The following is a 389-nucleotide window of genomic DNA, read 5'->3' as shown; positions in this document are numbered from 1 at the left end:
CCAATGATGGTAGCGATGAATGCAATGGGATATGATGCTTGGGCATTTGGAAATCATGAATTTAACTTTGGATTAGATACATTGAAAAAAGTTAGTGAGCAATATAAAGGCAAGACATTGGCAGGAAATATTTATAAGGAAAATGGAGAGCGTTTTCTTCCTGCATATACAATTGTTGAAAAAGGTGGAATTAAAGTCGGGATTATTGGTATGAATACACCAATGATTAGTGATTTTGAAAAAGGGACAGATCATTTGGATGGTTTAGTGGTGAAAAATCCAGTAGAAGAGACAAAGAAGGCCATTAAAGAGTTAGAAGGTAAAGTAGATGTAATGGTAGGTGTTATGCATATGGGACTAGAAAATGAGAATGGAATCCCTGGTACTGG

The 389-nt window shown here is 35.7% G+C and carries 1 protein-coding gene; it reads left to right on the top strand.

What is annotated here, in order from left to right:
* The coding region (locus FS802_RS30700) for a metallophosphoesterase family protein (protein ID WP_186367233.1) at positions 1-389 on the top strand (389 nt) is incomplete at both ends.

Origin of the sequence: Bacillus sp. DE0042 (assembly GCF_007680225.1) — a bacterium.
In the GTDB taxonomy this organism is placed as follows: Bacteria; Bacillota; Bacilli; order Bacillales; family Bacillaceae_G; genus Bacillus_A; species Bacillus_A wiedmannii.
The sequence above is the reverse complement of the archived record's forward strand: the minus strand, read 5'-3'. Positions and strand labels throughout refer to the sequence as shown.